Below are 17091 nucleotides of genomic sequence, written 5' to 3'. Positions count from 1 at the left end.
GGCGAGTTGCGGCGGTCAGTTTTTATTCTGAAAACCATTTTTGTGGTATCATGTAGTGAGAATGCTTGCTTGATATTTTGAATTCAGACGTAATATCAGAACCAGAAAACGAGAGATATAAACCAACAAATGATTAAAAAATGAAGATGAAGTTGAATATAGGCCAGAAATTGTTGTATGGGTTCGGCCTTATCTTGGTTGTTGTTTTGCTTAACAGTGTTCTTACAATCTTTACTTTGGTAAGAAGCACAAACCTTAACAATCAGGTTACCGGAATATATGGCCCAACAGTTCAGGCTTTAAGTGAGTTAGATACCGAAATTACCCAGAGTAAAATGCTCATTCGAAACTGGGTATTCGTTGACAAACAGCCGGGAACACCTGACAAAATAAGATTAGTTGAGCTTCAAAACACCGATTGGCCCCAACTTCAGCAAAGACTCAGGCCAATTGCAAATCGCTGGAGAGACAGTGAAGACATTGAACTATTGGAAAAAATAATCCATCGTACAGATTCGCTCTACGGTCTGCAACGCGAAGTGATGGAGAGTCTTGATTCATTTGAAGCCTATGAAGATGTAATGGTATTTTTCCAGGCTGAGGACATGGTGATGGAGGGTCGCGGTATCATGCGCCTCTCGGATCAAATTGCCGATGAGATTTCAACTATCTCCGATAAATACGCAGCACTGAACGAAGAGGCTCTGGCAAATATGCGTTCAGCATTTGCCACACTAACCTGGGTGGTTATCATCATGGGATTGTTACTGATTGTGGCTTCGTTAGGTATTGCATGGCTGCTTTACAGTGCCATTGTGTTGCCACTTAACAAAGGCGTTGAATTTGCAAAAGCAATTGGAAGTGGTAACCTCACTGCAAGTGTGGATGTAAATCAGGATGACGAAATTGGTGTACTTGCCAAAGAGATGATAAACATGGCCGACAACCTTAAAAGGACTGTCGTTTCCATTAAGGAAAATGCCGCTAATCTGGTCTACTCAAGTGATGTTCTGAAGAAAAGTTCAATGCAATTGTCGAGAGGTTCTGCTGATCAGGCAGCATCTGCCGAGGAGGTATCTACCTCAATCGAAGAGATGGTTGCAAACATCGACCAGAACACAGACAATGCCATTCAGACTGAAAAAATTACAGTAGAAACAGCCAAGGACGTAAACATCGCCAACGAGCTGAGTTCTGAAGCGGCCAAAGCCATGAGCGCCATCTCAGAAAAAATCTCCATCATCAGCGACATTGCTTTCCAGACAAATATTCTGGCGCTAAATGCGGCGGTTGAGGCGGCACGAGCCGGAGAACACGGTCGTGGCTTCTCGGTTGTTGCAGCAGAGGTGCGTAAACTGGCGGAAAGAAGTAAATCGGCAGCCGATGAAATTGTAACCCTCGTTAACAAAGGACTCAAGGTATCGAAAGAAGCCGGCGAGAAAGCCAGAATGCTGGTACCCGACATCGAGAAAACCACCTTGCTCATTAAAGAGATTACCGCAGCCAGCATGGAACAAAAAACTGGTGCCGACCAAATTAATCTGGCCATGCAGCAATTGAACATGATTACCCAGGAAAATGCATCCAGCTCAGATGAGCTTACCCAAAGTTCAGAGCAGCTATCCGGTTTGGCACAAAACCTTCAGGAGGCGGTCAGCTATTTCAATATAGGGGAGGAAAAGGCAGGACAATCGGTACCTCAATCGAAAACAGAAAAACCATCTGCTGACAAAAAAGCTGGCAGCAGAGAAACGCTGGATTCGTCAAAACCCGGTGGAATCAAGCAGAATCTTTCTAACCTCGAGAAGGAATTTGATTTGGACAACTATGAAAAGTTTTGAAGTTTCATAAGAATATAACTTTTTAGGTTAATCCTGCGTATCAGACACGATCAAAATAGAAACCATGGCAGAGAATTTCAACATCGACTATAAGAAAAACAACCACGAACTCGACATTACTTTCACTGGACAGTTGACTATCAACACCATCAAAAAAGTAACCGAAAGCGTGAAGAGTCAAATTACCGATCAGTCGGTAGTTAATATTACAGTTAAGGATGTTGACAACATCGATTTAACCTTTATTCAGCTGCTGCACTCAATCAAACACAGCGGAAAGAAAAAGGGTTTTGCGGTGAATCTCTCCATGACTTTGCCCGAGGACTTGGAATCCTTGATCGTAAACGCCGGGTTCGGCAATCTACTCAAACAAAACAACTAAAAATCAAAATATTATGGCTAAAACCGTTCTAATTGTAGACGATTCCGAAAGTATCCGTGAAGTGGTAAATTTTACGCTTCAGAATGAAGGTTACGATGTGCTCGTTGGTGTTGATGGTGAAGACGCGTTAAAATTCCTCGACGGCCGTCATATTGATATTATCATCACCGACCTTCACATGCCAAACCTCGACGGGCTGGGGCTTATCAGAAAAGTGCGTGAGATGGAAAATTACAAACACATTCCAATCCTCTTTCTGACAACTGAGTCACAGGCCGCTAAAAAAATGGAAGCCAAGGAAGCCGGAGCTACAGGATGGATTATTAAACCGTTTGTTCCAGCTAAATTGCTTTCTGCCATTTCCAGAGTTATTCGATAGCGTAAAGCAATGTTAGCAGAAATTAAGAAACAGTTTTACGAAACAACTGTCAAAGAGTTGGAAGACATCAACATAAAGCTCTCTCATGAGGAGGTGCCGGTTGAAGACCACCCGGTTTTGACAGAACAAATCTTTACCCTGACACATCAAATAAGTGGTACGGGGCCGATGCTTGGTTTCGACGGGGCATCCAAACTGTCTCGAAAACTGGAAAGAACCTTTTATGACATAAGGGCAGGGCAGCGAAATCTAACGCCTCAACTTATTTGGCAAACCAAAAGAGCCATCGAAGTGCTCATTCAAACATTTGTAGAAGAGAACAGTATTCAAAGACAGTAATTGAGGTAATTCTCAATACGTTTAAATGCCCAAATGCATTTTTCTCATGATAGATAAATTCAAAGCTAAGTTTGTAGAGGAATCAATGGACAATGTTCATGATCTGGAAGAAGCACTCTTTCTTCTGGAAAAAGACATGAACAATAAAGAACTCATTGAAAGGATATTCAGGGCGATGCACTCCCTGAAAGGGGGCGGAGCAATGTTTGGATTTAATCATCTGAGCGAGTTTACCCATCACCTGGAAACCATTTTTGATTGGGTGAGAGGTAATAAGTTAGCCGTATCTACCGATCTTATCTCTCTTACTTTTTCGGCTATCGACCACATCAACCACCTGCTGAAAACCGGAGATTTAACTAACGATGAGGAAATTGCAGACCAAAAAGCGTTTATTCAGCGTGTACAAGCTTTTCTGACCCTTACAGATTCGCCGGCTCAAAAAGCAGGCATGACATCGGTTGAAGCCAGCGGAGCTGAAGCGGCCATCGCCACAAAAACTTACCTGATTAGTTTTATACCACAGCCTGAACTCCTTCAAAACGGCACCAACCCGCTATACCTGATGGATGACATTCACGCTCTGGGGCAAGCCGTTTCAATTGCATACACGCACAAGGTTCCATCTCTCGATTTAATTGACAACACGTCCAACTACTGCATCTGGCAAATTCTCGTCAACACTGCCGAGTCGGTCAACGAAATAAAGGATGTTTTCATTTTTGTTGAGGATGAATGTGAACTTCACGTTGACCAAATTGCTGAAACTAATATCATCGGCAAACCGGAAATCAACGTACTTATTGAAAAAGCATTACAACACAACCTGCTTTTAACTCCTGATGACTTTAAAAGTGGCGACTGGAATAAGGTTCAGACAAAAGAACCTGAAGAAAAAAAGAAAGTTGTCGTTAAAGAACACAAAATATCGAGTATTCGCGTAACATCGCACAAAATTGACGAACTGGTTACCTTGGTGAGCGAATTGGTAACCATTCAGGCCCAGCTTAGTCTTTATGCCGAAAATCATGACGATCCTGTAATTGGTGCACTTACTGAGAACATTCAAAAGCTATCTCGGCAGTTACGGGAAAATGCCTTTGACATTTCGTTGATACCATTGCAAAGTGAGTTGATGCGTTTTCAGAGGCTGGTCAGAGACTTGTCCAAAGAGCAGAACAAGGATATTGATTTTGTAATTGAAGGTGGCGATCTTGAGTTAGACAAAAACATCATTGAAAACCTTACCGATCCGCTGCTACATATACTACGTAACTCAATAGACCACGGTATTGAATTGCCCGAAGAGCGTATTGCAAAAGGAAAATCTCCTAAAGGCACCATCCTTTTCAAAGCATTTCATTCAGGAGCCAACGTAATTGTTGAGATTTCGGATGATGGTAAAGGCATGGATACGGAGTATATCCGTCAAAAAGCCATTTCAAAGGGCATTATTGAGGCCGATGCGGTTCTCAACGAAAAAGAGATACTTGAGCTGCTTTTCGTGAGCGGTTTTAGTACGCGTGATACGGTATCTGATGTATCGGGACGTGGCGTTGGTATGGATGTAGTACGACGAAAAATCGCAAACATCAGGGGAGAAGTTACCATTGAATCTCAAGTTGGAAAAGGCACCCTGATATCGATACGTCTGCCACTTACGCTCTCTATTATTGATGGTTTGCTTGTAAAAGTTGCTGACAATCAATATGTAATACCCATTTCATCCATCGACAAAATATACGCCCTTGATCCGGCTCAAATCAAACAATCGTTTAACAACGTTGTGATTATCGACAAAGAGCAAGTGCCTTTTATTGATCTCAGAAAAGTATTCAATGAACCACAACACCAGACTGATATTGTACAGATGGTCATGGTTAAATCTGAAGACAAAAAAAGCGGCGTAATTGTAGATAACGTAGTTGGAGAGTACCAGACTGTGGTAAAACCCTTGGGCAGATACCTTAAAAAACAGGAGATAATTTCCGGAGCCTCAATCATGGGCGATGGCACAATATCGATGGTAATTGATACATCAAGACTGTTACAGTCCAGAAAAAATATTAAAGTAACCGGCTGATACAGTCTGTTTTATCTGTAAAAACCAAGCCATACAAGTTATGACATCTCAGGATTTGACATTATTGTCGTTTAAAATAGGTGAGGACATTTTTGCTGTTGATGCACTTCAGGTAAACCATATACTCGAGGTTCCATCAACCATTACAGCAGTCCCCAACACACCGGTATTCATGCTGGGTATCATAAATCTGCACGGTAATATTGTTCCCGTGGTGGATATGCGTATCCTAATGGGAAATGAAAAAACCATTAACGGAGCTGATACCTCCATCATTGTAATAAACCCAAACGCTGAGCAGGAGTCCCGGTTGGGTCTTCTGGTAGATATGGTAAAGGAAGTTATCGAGACCAATCAATCTGAACTAACAGAAACTGTTACCGATGGTAAGAAAGGATTGATCGACACCTTTGAAGGGACGCTTTGTATCAATGAAGAGTTTATACACGTCATTGATATCAAAAACATAATGGAAGTAATTGAAAAATAACAGGGAAAAAAAACTGATATGTCCGTTGAAATAAATTCATATCTCACCTTTAAACTCGGAGAAGACGTGTTTGGCGTAAATGTGGCGAGAGTAATGGAGATTAAAGAGTATATCACCCCAAAACCACTCCCGCAGTCACTTCCTTTTGTCACAGGAGTTATTGAATACCGTGATGAAGTGATTCCGCTGATTGACACATCGATAAAATTTGGCATGACACCCATACAGGTTGAACCATCCACCTGCATCATCGTGTTGCAGCTTACCAACGACGTGCTCGGAAAAACCTACCGGGTAGCAATTTTGGTGGATGCCGTTTCGGACGTGTTTGAAGCCGACCAAAGCAGCGTTAAAACCATCGATGATGACTACCGGCCAGGATACATTTTAGGAACATATACATCTGACAATCAATTCATATATATTTTAAACGCCGATATGGTGTTCAATCAGAAGGAGATCATTTCCATGATGGATATTATAACCAACATCAAATAACCAACGAGCAAATCAATGGATATTGGAAGTGAAAATTCCGGAGGTCTGGATTGCTTTAAAGCAGAATTATCGGAGAAAGATTTTCAGGTTTTTAGCCGTTACATCTACTCCGAATATGGCATAAAGATGCCTCCGATAAAAAGAATCATGTTGCAGGGACGTTTGTTAAAACGCATACGGGAACTGCGTATGAACTCTTATTCGGAATACAAAGACTACTTTTTTAGTAAAGAAGGCCAGGAAAAGGAACTTCTGCACTTTTTAAACGTAGTTACAACCAATAAAACAGATTTTTTTCGAGAACCGGTGCATTTTATCTTTCTCAATGAGACTGTTTTACCTGAGTTTAGAAGAGACAGCGGCAATCAGCCACTAAAGGTTTGGAGCGCAGGCTGTTCAAGTGGAGAAGAACCCTATACCATTTCTATTGTTTTGAATGAGTTTGAGCGGGCAAACCCCTTGTTCAAATTTGAGATATTAGGTACTGATATCTCAACCCAAATGCTCGAAAAAGCCGCTCGCGGTGTATACGCCATGAACAAGGTAGCTACCATTCCGCTCGAAATAAAAAAGAGGTATTTCCTTAAAAGTAAGGATCCTCACAATCAAACAAGCCGGGTACATCCGTTGCTTCAAAAAAACATCAGGCTTAGTTATCTTAACTTGATGGACGCAACTTACGGCATACAGGAAACGTTTGATATAGTTTTTTGCAGAAACGTACTGATATATTTTGACAGACCCACACAAGAACGGGTTATTTCGAAATTGTGTATGCACCTCAAAAAAGGAGGTTATTTTTTCATCGGCCATTCAGAGTCACTCTCAGGGATGGATTTACCGCTTGAACATATAAAGCCAACAATTTTTAGAAAAAAATAAATACAATCAAACCAGAGGATATAATAACAACTGTACTATGACGAATCTTTCGGACAGACAACTTTTAAAGGAGCTCAAAGACAGGCTCCAGGAGCGTACCAAATACGAGCAGGAGGTAAATATGCTCTCACAGGAGCTTCAGGATGTAACAAAGCGTTTTAAAGAATCAGAAGCATTAAAGAGTCACTTCATCTCCAACATTTCGAACGAGATTGTAAACCCGTTTACATCTATACTTGGATTGTCCAAATCCATCCTTCAGGTTGAGAAAAACGACTGGAAAAAAGTAGTTTCCATGGTTGCGCTCATCCACAGTGAGGCATTTAACCTCGATTTTCAGCTTCGTAACATCTTTGTTGCCGCAAAAATTGAGGCTGGCGAAGTAGTACCCAACATTGCAAAGGTTAATGTAAGAAACATTGTTCAGACCATTATAGAGTCTTTCAGCCTGGTAGCACGCAAAATGGGTATCGATATTGAATTCAACTACAATATCGAATATGGTTTTGGAAAGAACTTCTATTTTAAAACCGACAGTGAAAAGCTTAAACTCATCATGAGTAACCTGCTTAACAACGCGCTCAAATACAGTTTTAAAGATAGTAAAGTCATCATCACCATGACGGCCGATGAGGACTCGCTCAATATTTCGGTTCAGGATTATGGAACCGGCATTTCCGAGAAAAATCAAAAAGTCATCTTCGAACGTTTCAAGCGTCTCGATTCAGGAATCAACTCCATTAACCGCGGCCATGGTCTTGGTTTGTCCATCACCAAAGCGCTACTTGATGTAATGGGTGGATCCATCGAAATCGCCAGCAAAAAAGGGGACGGTTCTACCTTTACGGTTAGAATTCCTGAAGCAAAAAACGTAGTTGAAGGATTTAGCGGAGAAGGAAACGACATCTTCTTCGATGATGATGACGAGATTTTTTAAGGAATTAGAATGAATCAATATTATCAACATTTTTTGTATCCTTCAACACTGTTTGCCAGCAAGGAGCCTTATATGGTAAAAACCATACTCGGATCCTGTGTGGCTATATGCCTGTGGGATCCGGTTGTAAAGGCGGGCGGCATCAATCACTATATGCTTCCCAACTGGAACGGAAACGATTTGGCGTCGCCTAAATATGGCAACATTGCCATTGAAAAACTGCTGGAACGACTCTATGCTTTAGGATGCAGAAAAGAAAACCTACAAGCCAAGATATTTGGAGGAGGGGATCTTATTGCGGCCGACCGAAGTGCAATGCTCATCGGAGAACGCAATATACGGGTGGCCCGCATGTTACTTGAGGAAAAGAACATTCCGATAGTCGCTTCCAGTACCGGTGGCCGAAAAGGGAGGAAAATCCTCTTTTTTACCGATACTGGGGAGGTAAGGCACAAATTCATTGATAAAAGAGAATATTAGCACATCAGGCCGAAAGCGAAAACAATCGCACCAGGCCTGATGTTAATTTCAACATTTATCAGAGCAATCTATGGATAAGAAAATTCGGGTATTAATAGTCGATGACTCGGCTGTGGTGCGTCAAAGCCTCACATCAATTCTGGAGAGCGATCCCCAGATTGAAGTGATGGGTACTGCTGCTGATCCACTGATTGCTGTAAAAAAAATAATGAAGGAAGTGCCCGATGTCATAACACTTGACATTGAAATGCCACGCATGGACGGGCTTACATTTCTGCGTAAAATAATGTCGCAGCATCCGATTCCTGTTGTCGTTATTTCGTCCCTTACCAGTGAAGGTACCGAAGTGGCCATGAAAGCATTGGAATATGGAGCCTCAGAAATCATCGGAAAACCCGCGATGAACGCTGCACAGTTTTTTAATGAATCAAAAATTATGCTTTGCGATGCGGTAAAAGCTGCATCTCAGGCAAAACTGTCGCGGTTAAAAATAAACAATCCCCCGGTTGCACAGCTGGTGCAGCCCAAATATTCGGCCGACATCATTCTTGAGCGTTCTTCATTGAAGAATCGCATTGTAGATACTGAAAAAATTATTGTACTGGGCGCTTCAACAGGAGGGACGGAGGCCATTCGTCTGTTTCTGAAAAGCTTGCCCCCACGAATGCCCGGAATAGCCATTGTGCAGCACATGCCAGAAGGTTTCACACGTTCTTTTGCCAACAGCCTCAACAACATTTGTGAATTAGAGGTAAAAGAAGCTGAAGATGGTGACCGTCTCTATCAAGGTCGTGTACTTATTGCGCCCGGAAACCACCACATGCTGCTTAAGCGGGTAGGTAAAGAGTATTCTGTCGAAGTTAAAACGGGTCCTCTGGTTAATCGACACCGTCCTTCGGTTGATGTACTCTTTCGCTCAGCTGCCCGATATGCCGGACAAAATGCAACCGGCGTTTTACTTACCGGCATGGGAGCAGATGGCGCCAAAGGGCTTTTAGAACTGAAAGAAGTAGGGGCAGACACAATAGCGCAAAACCAGGAAACCTCCGTTGTTTTCGGTATGCCCAAAGAAGCAATAAAGCTGGGAGCTGCCAAAGAAATTTTGGGTATTGGTGACATTGGCCCAAGTCTTATCAAAAAATTCTTTTAAAACCCATTTATACCTGTCACGTATAATTGTCGGAATCATTTATCAAGTTTGCAAATAATGAAAAAAATTAAGTATAAAAAACTGATTTCCAAATCTACACTGCAAAGTGTGGCATTGGGTTTCATCCTTGCCATTATAATTGTTCTGCTTAGTTTTGATGCACCGGCATTTGCCCAATCCAACAGAACCTTGGCCGAACTATTCCGTATCTTTCCGGGTATGTGGGGTGTTGTGGTACTTCCGCTCGCTTTTGCTTTAATGACTTGGTATATAGCCCGACAATTTGGTGCCATTATTAAAAGACAAACGAATAAGCTCCTCAAAGAAGCCGGACGTACCAAAATGGTTTTGTCATTTATCGAAAACCTCAGACAGGACAAACTTGACGAACCACTCACCAATGAGGACAAGAAAGACCCAATGACTAAGGCACTGCTTAACCTGCGCGAATTTATGGTGCAAAGTAAAACAGAACAGGAACGCAGAAGGGTAGAGGAGGAGCAACGCACCTGGGTGACACAAGGTCTTGCCCAATTTGGCGAAATACTTCGCAAATCGAATGACAACCTGGAAGAGTTCTCATACAACATTATCCGCTACCTGGTAAACTACATGAAAATAAATCAGGGTGGAGTATTTCTGCTTAACCAAAGCAAAAACGGCGACAAATACTTTGAAATGACTGCCTGCGTTGCTTTCGACAGGCGAAAATATACAGACAAAACAATAAACTGGGGCGAAGGGCTCATTGGTCGATGCGGACTCGAAAAAGAGACCATACTGCTTACCGACATCCCAAGCGATTACATTCACATTACCTCAGGACTGGGAGAGGCCAATCCGGGAACAATACTTATTGTACCGCTTAAAACCAACGATGAACTCTATGGTGTAATTGAGCTGGCGTCCTTTCAGGTGCTTCAGAAATTTGAAGTGGAGTTGGTTGAAAAGTCTGCAGAAAGTATTGCCGCAACAATTGCCACAGTAAAAAATAACATACAGACCAACAAACTGTTAAAAGAGACGCAGATTCAGGCTGAAAAAATGGCTCAACAAGAGGAAGAGCTGCGCCAAAACCTTGAAGAGATGCGTGCAACACAAGAAGAGAGCGACCGTAGAGAAATAGAGCGAAAAGGAATTCTCGAAGCCATTGACCATGCCGCCATCTCATGTGAATTTGATATCAGTGGAAAGCTGTTGTCCGTTAACGATAACTTCCTGAAAAGATTCAAATACAAACCCGAAGAGGTTGAAGGACAAAACCTGAAGATATTTTTCTTTAAAGAGGATGTTGGAGAACTCGACAGAATTCTTGCTGATTTGCAAAATGGTCAGAACTTTCGTGGACGCGTAAGACGACGCACCAAATCAGGCGATGAGATATATCTGCTATCAACCTATAGTCCTGTTATGGATCACAATGGCGACATTCTCAAGATTCTGAGTCTCGAAAATGACATCACTGAACAGGTTGAAATGGAGGAAGCCCTTAAGCGAAGCAAAGAGGAGCTGGGTATGATGCTGGAGGATGCGCGCAACGAAATGAAAGAACAATTCAAGGAGATTGAGGCAGTAAAAATTCGCAATGAAAAAACCCTTGAAGGTGCGCTGGATGCCATCATCACAACCAATGATGACGGCACACTCGAGTTTTTCAATGCGGCAGCTGAGAAACTTTGGGGTTATGATCGTTCAGAAGTGCTGGGACAAAGTGTGTCGATGCTATTTTCTAAAGAAACAACCAAAACCAACGAGTTTGTAGCCGCCTTTGTAACCAAAGAAGGAAACAAAATCATTGGCGAAAGACGCGAAATTCCTATTAGAAACAAATACGGTGAAGATGTTCCGGTACTGTTCCTGCTTTCCGAAGCCCAGGTTGACAACAGTTTTTCGTATACCGCATTTATTCAAAATGTGGAAGTAGAATTATTTTAACAATAGCCTTAAGCATGCAGAATAGGGAAGAGAGACAGACATATAAGGATTATCTGCAAGTACTTAAGGAATGTTCACCCTATGATTTTTGTGAATATTCAGATAATTCAATCGATAGACGCATCCAGAAAATAATGCAGGATTATCGCCTGAATCTGGATGAACTAATCTATAAAACACGCACCGACGAGGAGTTTGTTGAGCTTGTGGTAGAAGCAATTACTGTTAACACCACAGAGCTTTTTCGTGATCCTCCGGTATGGAAACATCTTTATGAAAAAGTCTATTGGGCACTAAAGAGCAGACCAAAAATAAACATCTGGCATGCCGGATGCTCATCGGGTCAGGAAGTATATTCCAACCTCATATTGTTGGATATAATGGGATTAGCCGATAAATGCGAAATTTATGCCACAGACATAAGTAAAAAATCTCTTGAAGTAGCCAATAGCGGTTCATATAAGTACAATTTCAATTTTCAGAAATATCTGAACAATTTTCAGGATGCCTTTCCAAACCTTCCGAAGGAAAAGTTCCTGGGATATTTTGATATCGACGAGTCAAAAGACAGAATGTCCGTTAAGCCATCCTTACTTGGTAAAGCGAAGTTTATAAAACATGATTTGGTAAAACAGCCTTTGCCGTTTTACAATAAGTTCGATTTAATATTTTGCCGTAACGTTTTGATTTATTTCAATTCGGGTCTGCAATCAAGAATAATTCAGAAATTTCACGACACCCTGTTCCCGGGTGGGGCAATGGTGCTGGGCACACATGAGTCAATCAACGGCTTTTTTAAAACAAAATTTGCGAAAAACGGCCCAGTTTACGAACGTACAAACACATTTCATTTTAAATACTAGATAGTTTTATTGTGAATCTTGGAATAAACGACATAAAAGAATTAACAGCATCCATGGCAGATTTTCCTGACATGGATTATTCTGATTATGCATTTGCCTTTCTCAAAAGAAGGCTATCCATGATTTGTAAACAACTGCATATACGCCGCAAAGAGCAGTTCATCGAATACCTTTCGAAAAGTGCCTTCAGAGATGATGTGAAAACATTGATGAATGTAGAAACTACGGAAATGTTTCGGGATCCTGCTTTCTGGCGACATCTCCGTGATCAGGTTATGCCTAAATTGCCTGAAGATTGCCAAACACTTTGGCTACCGCATGAAGCAAGTGGGGAAGAGGCATTTTCGCTCGCTATAATTCTTCACGAGGCCGGATTGTCAGACAAGTACAAAATTCTCTGCAACAACACATCGTTAAAAAACTGTGAAAACATTGCTGCAGGAAGAATAAACCCGGGACACAACGACATTAATCAAACCAACTATAAACGATTGGAAGATAAGGAAAACTACGAATCCTACTTTGAGGTTGGCAACAATTCACTAACGGTTTCGCAGCAAATCCGCAATCTTGTTCAATGCAGGCACGAGGCTTTTCATTCACAGGAAAACAGTAAAGAGAATATTGGCTTAATACTGTTTCGAAATATATCCATATATTACAATCGAAAGCTCACTGATAATACTTTCCGCTTGTTGGTTGAAAAACTAATGCCTGGCGGATTCATAGCCATAGGCGTAAAAGAGGAGCTGCCATCTTTTCTGCAAGAAGAGCTTATCACCATCGATAAAAACGAGAAAATATTCCAAAAACCATCCAGAATACGCAATTTCAATCATGTATAATCAGGATCAGACATATAAAGTGATTGTAATGGGTGGTTCAGCAGGAAGTTTTTCTGTTGTATCGCATATTCTGGCTGGCATAAACCCCGAATTCAAAATACCTATTGTTTTATGTCTTCACCGATTGAAGCATGTACGATCTGGTTTGGTCGAAGGTTTAAGCCTAAAGTCAGTTATACCGGTGGTTGAACCCAACGATAAGGCGAAGCTGCGACCCAACACGGTCTATCTGGCGCCATCCAACTACCACCTGTTTCTTGAACTTGACGGATCCATTGCACTATCAACCGAGGAGAGTTTTAATCACAGCCGCCCATCAATCGACTATACCTTGTCGTCGGCAGCGTATGCTTTTCGCGACCGGGTGTTGGGCATTCTTTTAACCGGCGCAAACAAAGATGGAGCCAGGGGAATAAAAGAGATTGCCGATAACAAAGGCTTTACCATTGTTCAGGACCCAAAATCGTGTGACATTGATACGATGCCACGTTCGGCGCTACAACTGTTTCAACCTGATTTGGTTCTTGATCCCCAACAAATTCTGGAATTTTTAAATGCTCTGCCACAATGAACACTGACATACTAAAAAAGCATTCTGCGCTCTTGAAGCTCTATGTTCCGGCGCTTATCGCATTGATGGTGGCCGTAGTGAAATATTTGGTAGCACCACCTTCTGTTTCAGGCTATTTCTATATGCTTGAATCGGTCACCTTCATGCTGTTCGTATTGGCTATCTATCTTATCGATAATCAATACCGCAAAACCAACAATGCACTTTCTGCCTTAGAGGCAGATTTTAAAAATGCTACGACCGACTGGGAGAACCAAAAACGAGAGTTACAGGAGAAGCTATCGGCATACGAAGAGAAAGAGTACGCATCACAAAAATTTGCATCTTATCAGGAAAAGGTAATGCTCAAACTATTCCGTAACGATATAAAAAAAGGAGACAAGCACCATCTTCTGCATTTAATCTCAGAAGTATTTCAAGCAGGGGCATTGGTTCTTTACAAAGAAACAGAACCCAAAGGCCATTTTAACGTAGAACAGAGCTATGCATTGCCCGAAGATTTTACTCCTGCTTCATTTACAGCCGGAGAAGGTCTTAACGGCCAGGCTGTATCGGATGGTGTTCCAATGCTGGTTGCGGATTTGCCGGAGGACTATTTTCAAATATCGTCCGGATTAGGAGCATCCTCAAAAGGTTATTTATATCTTTTGCCGGTAATTAAAAATGGCGAATGTAAATATTTGCTGGAAATGATAACCTTTCATAACACCGAAATTGAAAAAATGTGGCATGTCATTTCTGAAAAGTTAATTGATAAAGGAATTCTATAAGTATTGATGATGTTAGAATCATTAAACATAAAATACATAAGTAAAAAGTGGAAAAAGCAATTTTCTCCGTATGTGCTCAACATGCGTGAGAGATACTACCTGCTGCTCTCCGTATTATTCCTGCTCTTTTTCTCATGGTCAGGATTTCTGGCTTTCCTCGATTTGCCGGTGACTTTATTAAACATCCTCTACCTACACAAATTTGTACCGGTATGGATTGTCAATGTGCTAATTATAGCCTTTCCTTTACTGCTTCTCTATTCACTCAACAAAGTGAAAATTAAAACTTCGGACACACAACATCAGCTAGAAGAGCTAAATAACCGTATCCGTAGCAATTACGATTTGGCCCGCGCACTGAAGAGCAACAAATGGGAGATGTTAAAATCCAATGGAGATGTTCTTTCAGAAACCCTTATTGACATTGGAGAGAATATTCGAAAAAGCAAGAAGAAAGAAGAAGAGCATAACTGGATTACCAAAGGAAAAGAGGAAATTTCAGATTTGCTGCGCAATGCACACAATCTTGAAGATCTCTCATTCAGCACCATTAAAGCCATCATTAATTATACAGGTGCCATACAAGGCGCATTTTATATACTAAACAACCAGGTGCTAAAACGTACAGCCATGTACGCTTACGGCAGACGACGTTTTGAGTTCAATGAGGTGGAGATTGGAAAAGGTCTCATTGGAGCCGCTGCGTACGAAAAAGCCATGATTTACCGTACCGAAATACCAGAGGATTATTACACGGTTACCTCCGGCTTATTGGGTGAGCAAAAACCCAGAAGTATCCTTATATTACCGCTTCAGCAGGAAGAGAATCTGCAAGGCGTTATGGAGATGGCTTTTCTGGATGACAAAGTGCCTGGATTTATGTTGCAGTTTGCATCAGAAATTAGTTCTACCATTGGGCAAACCATATACAACCTGAAAATTACCACCCGCACCGAACAGCTTCTTGTTGAATCGCAACAGATGACTGCTGCGCTGCGCGAAAACGAGGACCAGCTCCGTAAAAACGCTCATGAAATGATTGCGGCACAAGAGGAGTTGGAGCGTTCTAATAAAATGCTTGAGTCACAAATTCAAGAGGTGGCCAACTCACGCAAAAGACTCGAAGCGCTGCTTACCAACGCGTCAGAATTTATCTCCATCTACAGTGAGGAGCAGGAACTGCTTTTCGAAAGTCCATCGGTTAAACGCATTCTGGGCTATAATGATGATGACAAAATTACGGGTATGGATCCCGATATCCTCACCCCACGCGGTTTAAAAACCATTAACAACCTCTTTCAATATCTGCTTGATACTCCTGGAGGCGAGCAAACAGCGCAATATACCTATCTCAGAAAAAACGGCGAGAAACTATTTCTCGAGACCAAAGGAAAAAACCTGCTGCACGATCCTGCCATTAAGGGAATTATTTTCAACACCCAGGATATAACTGAAAGAAAACGTGCAGAGAAAGAAGAACGGATGAAGAGCCGGATGCAAAGCTTATCGGAAAACTCACCCGATATGATCATCCGTTTAAATATAATGGGTAAACTTGTATATGTTAACCCTGCCGTTTCTGTATTCATGAACCTTCCGGCGCACGAACTGGTGAAAAAACGTATCAACGAACTTGATATTGATACCCGATTTATCGACTTTGTTCAGGAGAGCCTGGCCTATATCAGAGAGTACATGACCCAGTCCATCTCAGAAGTGGCTATTAACTCAATGGACGGGGAGCGCATAATGCAGATTAAAGCCATCCCGGAACTGGGAGAGGAGGGAGAGCTGGAAACCATTCTCTTTGTGGCGCACGATATGACCGAATTCAAGAAAATTGAAGCGGACATCAAAGAGAAAAACAAGAAAATTTCGGACAGTATCAATTATGCGCAACGTATTCAGACGTCGATTTTGCCTGATACACGTATAATTCAGAGGTATTTCCCACGGTCGTTTATTTTCTATCGTCCGAAAGACGTGGTGAGCGGTGATTTTCCCTGGTTTTTCCAAAAAGATAACATTTCATACGTGGCGGCCGTAGACTGTACCGGTCATGGAGTGCCGGGCGCACTTATCAGCTTTATTGGATACTTCCTGCTCAACAACATAGTAAACGCCCAAACAGACCACAGTGCGGCTCAAATTCTGGATGAATTACATCAACAGGTTCGAAGCACACTAAAGCAAGACCAGGAAGGAGCCCTTGGACGCGATGGAATGGACTTAGCTCTCTGCATCATCGACCAGGAGAAACAGATACTAAACTATTCAGGTGCGCACCGCCCACTTTATTTGGTTCGTAACGGCGAACTTAACGAATACCAGGGAACCCGAAAAGCAATTGGTGGCATTCCAATTCGAAATAAAGTTGAAAAAGATTTTGAAAATCACGTTATTAACTATCAGAGAGGCGATCAAATTTTTGTGTTCTCTGATGGTTTGCCGGATCAGATTGGAGGCACTGACCGCAAAAAGTATCAGGCGCGTCGCATTCGTGAAAGCCTCACCGAAAATGCAGGCACCAGTATGGCACATTTTGCCCGTCATTTTTCAAAAGATTTTTATGAATGGATGGGCGATGAAAAACAAGTTGACGATGTGCTATTGATAGGAATTGAATTGTAGTTATATTTACATACT

At 41.8% G+C, this 17091-nt stretch carries 17 protein-coding genes; all 17 read left to right on the top strand.

Annotated features, from left to right (window positions below; translation table 11 throughout):
* The first annotated feature begins 146 nt into the window (after positions 1-146).
* The 17 genes from ALKIM_RS0108945 (at position 147) to ALKIM_RS0108865 (ending at position 17076) form a co-directional block, all read left to right on the top strand.
* A complete protein-coding gene (locus tag ALKIM_RS0108945) occupies positions 147-1841 on the top strand; it encodes a methyl-accepting chemotaxis protein (protein ID WP_235714401.1) in 1695 nt (564 codons plus the stop codon).
* A gap of 64 nt (positions 1842-1905) precedes the next feature.
* Entirely contained in the window at positions 1906-2223 is a 318-nt protein-coding gene (locus ALKIM_RS0108940; RefSeq protein WP_044117844.1) for an STAS domain-containing protein, read from the top strand.
* Between the two features lie 13 nt (positions 2224-2236).
* Entirely contained in the window at positions 2237-2602 is a 366-nt protein-coding gene (locus ALKIM_RS0108935; RefSeq protein WP_026474334.1) for a response regulator, read from the top strand.
* A 9-nt stretch (positions 2603-2611) separates the two neighbouring features.
* Positions 2612-2941 (top strand): Hpt domain-containing protein, encoded by a 330-nt coding sequence (locus ALKIM_RS18110; protein ID WP_052345501.1) that lies wholly within the window; start codon positions 2612-2614, stop codon positions 2939-2941.
* A gap of 46 nt (positions 2942-2987) precedes the next feature.
* A complete protein-coding gene (locus ALKIM_RS0108925) occupies positions 2988-5024 on the top strand; it encodes a chemotaxis protein CheA (RefSeq protein ID WP_026474333.1) in 2037 nt (678 codons plus the stop codon).
* Positions 5025-5064: 40 nt separating this feature from the next.
* Entirely contained in the window at positions 5065-5514 is a 450-nt protein-coding gene (locus ALKIM_RS0108920) for a chemotaxis protein CheW (protein WP_044117843.1), read from the top strand.
* Positions 5515-5532: 18 nt separating this feature from the next.
* On the top strand, positions 5533-6012 hold the full coding sequence (locus ALKIM_RS0108915; protein WP_052345500.1) for a chemotaxis protein CheW: 480 nt from the start codon (positions 5533-5535) through the stop codon (positions 6010-6012).
* A gap of 15 nt (positions 6013-6027) precedes the next feature.
* Positions 6028-6894, top strand: coding sequence for a CheR family methyltransferase (locus ALKIM_RS0108910; RefSeq protein ID WP_026474330.1), 867 nt, complete (start codon positions 6028-6030; stop codon positions 6892-6894).
* A 37-nt stretch (positions 6895-6931) separates the two neighbouring features.
* Positions 6932-7831 (top strand): sensor histidine kinase, encoded by a 900-nt coding sequence (locus tag ALKIM_RS0108905; protein ID WP_026474329.1) that lies wholly within the window; start codon positions 6932-6934, stop codon positions 7829-7831.
* A 9-nt stretch (positions 7832-7840) separates the two neighbouring features.
* Positions 7841-8311 carry a chemotaxis protein CheD gene (locus ALKIM_RS0108900; protein ID WP_026474328.1) on the top strand — a complete coding sequence of 157 codons (471 nt, stop codon included), beginning with the start codon at positions 7841-7843 and terminating at the stop codon, positions 8309-8311.
* Positions 8312-8381: 70 nt separating this feature from the next.
* Positions 8382-9461, top strand: coding sequence for a protein-glutamate methylesterase/protein-glutamine glutaminase (locus ALKIM_RS0108895; protein ID WP_026474327.1), 1080 nt, complete (start codon positions 8382-8384; stop codon positions 9459-9461).
* Between the two features lie 57 nt (positions 9462-9518).
* On the top strand, positions 9519-11396 hold the full coding sequence (locus tag ALKIM_RS0108890) for a PAS domain S-box protein (RefSeq protein WP_026474326.1): 1878 nt from the start codon (positions 9519-9521) through the stop codon (positions 11394-11396).
* 14 nt (positions 11397-11410) lie between these two features.
* Entirely contained in the window at positions 11411-12259 is an 849-nt protein-coding gene (locus ALKIM_RS0108885) for a CheR family methyltransferase (protein WP_026474325.1), read from the top strand.
* 11 nt (positions 12260-12270) lie between these two features.
* The gene (locus ALKIM_RS0108880) at positions 12271-13104 is read left to right on the top strand and encodes a CheR family methyltransferase (RefSeq protein WP_026474324.1); all 834 of its coding nucleotides are present in this window, start codon (positions 12271-12273) and stop codon (positions 13102-13104) included.
* Positions 13097-13675 carry a chemotaxis protein CheB gene (locus tag ALKIM_RS0108875; protein WP_026474323.1) on the top strand — a complete coding sequence of 193 codons (579 nt, stop codon included), beginning with the start codon at positions 13097-13099 and terminating at the stop codon, positions 13673-13675. The genes ALKIM_RS0108880 and ALKIM_RS0108875 overlap by 8 nt, the downstream gene beginning before the upstream one ends.
* A complete protein-coding gene (locus ALKIM_RS18105) occupies positions 13672-14445 on the top strand; it encodes a GAF domain-containing protein (protein WP_044117842.1) in 774 nt (257 codons plus the stop codon). Before ALKIM_RS0108875 ends, ALKIM_RS18105 begins: the two co-directional genes overlap by 4 nt.
* A gap of 6 nt (positions 14446-14451) precedes the next feature.
* On the top strand, positions 14452-17076 hold the full coding sequence (locus ALKIM_RS0108865; RefSeq protein WP_026474322.1) for a PAS domain S-box protein: 2625 nt from the start codon (positions 14452-14454) through the stop codon (positions 17074-17076).
* The last annotated feature ends 15 nt before the right edge of the window (positions 17077-17091 follow it).

The sequence above is a fragment of the Alkaliflexus imshenetskii DSM 15055 genome (genome assembly GCF_000517065.1).
GTDB classification, from domain to species: Bacteria; Bacteroidota; Bacteroidia; order Bacteroidales; family Marinilabiliaceae; genus Alkaliflexus; species Alkaliflexus imshenetskii.
The sequence above is the reverse complement of the archived record's forward strand: the minus strand, read 5'-3'. Positions and strand labels throughout refer to the sequence as shown.

Bases quoted from the DNA above. Each gene is read 5' to 3' on its own strand.
- ALKIM_RS0108945 (WP_235714401.1), top strand. From the start codon at position 147: ATGAAGTTGAATATAGGCCAGAAATTGTTGTATGGGTTCGGCCTTATC.
- ALKIM_RS0108940 (WP_044117844.1), top strand. From the start codon at position 1,906: ATGGCAGAGAATTTCAACATCGACTATAAGAAAAACAACCACGAACTC.
- ALKIM_RS0108935 (WP_026474334.1), top strand. From the start codon at position 2,237: ATGGCTAAAACCGTTCTAATTGTAGACGATTCCGAAAGTATCCGTGAA.
- ALKIM_RS18110 (WP_052345501.1), top strand. From the start codon at position 2,612: ATGTTAGCAGAAATTAAGAAACAGTTTTACGAAACAACTGTCAAAGAG.
- ALKIM_RS0108925 (WP_026474333.1), top strand. From the start codon at position 2,988: ATGATAGATAAATTCAAAGCTAAGTTTGTAGAGGAATCAATGGACAAT.
- ALKIM_RS0108920 (WP_044117843.1), top strand. From the start codon at position 5,065: ATGACATCTCAGGATTTGACATTATTGTCGTTTAAAATAGGTGAGGAC.
- ALKIM_RS0108915 (WP_052345500.1), top strand. From the start codon at position 5,533: ATGTCCGTTGAAATAAATTCATATCTCACCTTTAAACTCGGAGAAGAC.
- ALKIM_RS0108910 (WP_026474330.1), top strand. From the start codon at position 6,028: ATGGATATTGGAAGTGAAAATTCCGGAGGTCTGGATTGCTTTAAAGCA.
- ALKIM_RS0108905 (WP_026474329.1), top strand. From the start codon at position 6,932: ATGACGAATCTTTCGGACAGACAACTTTTAAAGGAGCTCAAAGACAGG.
- ALKIM_RS0108900 (WP_026474328.1), top strand. From the start codon at position 7,841: ATGAATCAATATTATCAACATTTTTTGTATCCTTCAACACTGTTTGCC.
- ALKIM_RS0108895 (WP_026474327.1), top strand. From the start codon at position 8,382: ATGGATAAGAAAATTCGGGTATTAATAGTCGATGACTCGGCTGTGGTG.
- ALKIM_RS0108890 (WP_026474326.1), top strand. From the start codon at position 9,519: ATGAAAAAAATTAAGTATAAAAAACTGATTTCCAAATCTACACTGCAA.
- ALKIM_RS0108885 (WP_026474325.1), top strand. From the start codon at position 11,411: ATGCAGAATAGGGAAGAGAGACAGACATATAAGGATTATCTGCAAGTA.
- ALKIM_RS0108875 (WP_026474323.1), top strand. From the start codon at position 13,097: ATGTATAATCAGGATCAGACATATAAAGTGATTGTAATGGGTGGTTCA.
- ALKIM_RS18105 (WP_044117842.1), top strand. From the start codon at position 13,672: ATGAACACTGACATACTAAAAAAGCATTCTGCGCTCTTGAAGCTCTAT.
- ALKIM_RS0108865 (WP_026474322.1), top strand. From the start codon at position 14,452: ATGATGTTAGAATCATTAAACATAAAATACATAAGTAAAAAGTGGAAA.